This is a genomic window from Providencia sp. PROV_01 (assembly GCF_053098325.1).
In genome coordinates this window covers 1-1,702 of the sequence record NZ_JBRFKD010000008.1, presented here as the reverse complement: position 1 = coordinate 1,702, position 1,702 = coordinate 1, and the positions used below count along the sequence as shown (strand labels likewise).

General features: G+C 35.0%; 2 protein-coding genes. Both read left to right on the top strand.

Annotated features, from left to right (window positions below):
- On the top strand, positions 1–756 hold a 756-nt coding region (repM, locus tag ACU696_RS20910), incomplete at its 5' end, for a replication initiation protein RepM (RefSeq protein ID WP_166436870.1).
- A gap of 66 nt (positions 757–822) precedes the next feature.
- Positions 823–1,365, top strand: a complete 543-nt coding sequence (locus ACU696_RS20905) for a plasmid replication DNA-binding protein (protein WP_154715483.1) — start codon at positions 823–825, stop codon at positions 1,363–1,365.
- The last annotated feature ends 337 nt before the right edge of the window (positions 1,366–1,702 follow it).

The following is a 1,702-nucleotide window of genomic DNA, read 5'->3' as shown; positions in this document are numbered from 1 at the left end:
CGTGTACATCGAAATACGGCTTATCAGGCGTTAAAAGATGCTTGCGATGACTTGTTTGCAAGACAATTCAGTTATCAGAGTCTTAGTGAAAAAGGTAACACTATTAATCACAAATCAAGATGGGTGAGCGAGGTGGCTTATATTGATAATGAAGCTGTCGTTAGACTTATTTTTGCCCCTGCTATTGTGCCTTTAATTACTAGGTTAGAAGAACAATTTACAAAGTATGAAATACAACAAATAAGTAATTTAACAAGTGCTTATGCTGTTCGTTTATATGAAATATTGATTGCATGGCGTAGTACTGGAAAAACGCCTCTCATAACTATGTATGATTTTAGACAAAAAATAGGTGTACTCGAGACTGAATACAAACGAATGTATGATTTTAAAAAATATGTTTTAGACATTGCATTAAAACAAGTAAATGAACATACCGATATTATTGTCAAAGTTGAACAGCATAAAACAGGTAGATCTATTACTGGTTTTTCATTTAGCTTTAAACAGAAAAAATCAGCCACGCATTCAGTCGAATCTAAAAGAGATCCGAATACATTAGACCTCTTTTCAAAAATAACAGATAAACAACGCCATCTATTCGCCAACAAGCTCTCAGAGCTTCCTGAGATGAGTAAATATTCACAAGGCACAGAAAGCTATCAGCAGTTTGCTGTACGTATAGCTGCCATGCTGCAAGATGCAGAGAAATTTAAGGAATTACTTCCTTTACTCAGAAAATTAGGATTTCAATGACATTGTTAATTGAAATTGTTAAGTTAACAGTCAGGTATTAACACAAGTTGAAAACTGGTTTACATAATGAAAAAACTGTCAGTTTCAGAGTTAGCTAAGCTTTATGGATATTCAAGACAAGCCATATATGCACATATAAACAAAGGAAATTTATCTAAAGGATCTGATGGATTAATTGACTTTTCAGAGGCCCTAAGAGTTTTTGGGGAACCACAAAAAAAAGAGGATACAGTCAATCAAAGTCAATCAATTAACAGTCAAAACTTGACAGAAGTTGACTTACTAAAACGTCAAGTTGACATACTGGAAAAACAATTAAATCAGGCAATACAGAGAGAAAATCAATCTTTAGAACGTGAATCGTTTTATCAAGAAGAGATTGAAGCTATGCAGCGCTTACTAGAAGCACCAAAAGCCAATATGACTACCTTTACCGATCAGAGCTTTAAACAGGATATAGCAACGGATCCTCGGTCGGAACTAGCAACGAACTATGACGAATTGACTACTCCTCAGCAAGACAATAAGCGTATTCCTATCCCGGAGCATGTTGAACCAGAACAGAAGAAGAGAGGCTTCCTAAGCCGCTTTTTCCTTCCATATGGTTAGCCAAGACTCCAGTTTTTTGAAGAGCCAATTTCAGTGCAAGCACTTGAAATAATGACTCCTCAAAAAACCGGATGATGTTTATTAAAACTGAATAAAACCGTGGAACATCGCTCAATTAGTGATCGTGGAACATGAATAATCAATAAAAAGCCGTTCTGGTGCCCTATACTCCAGAACGGCTTACGTTAATATAATGATATTTAAAGAGAAATATCAAGCATTTCGTATAAGAAATTTTATGTTAAATGATTGTTAGAAATGCCCCTTGATCGAGGCATTTTCTATAAAGAATACTAAAAACTAATTAAAGCCAACCAAGTTTCAAAACAAGGCAGTT

Coding starts and splice junctions, on each gene's coding strand:
- ACU696_RS20905 (WP_154715483.1), top strand. CDS start 823: ATGAAAAAACTGTCAGTTTCAGAGTTAGCTAAGCTTTATGGATATTCA.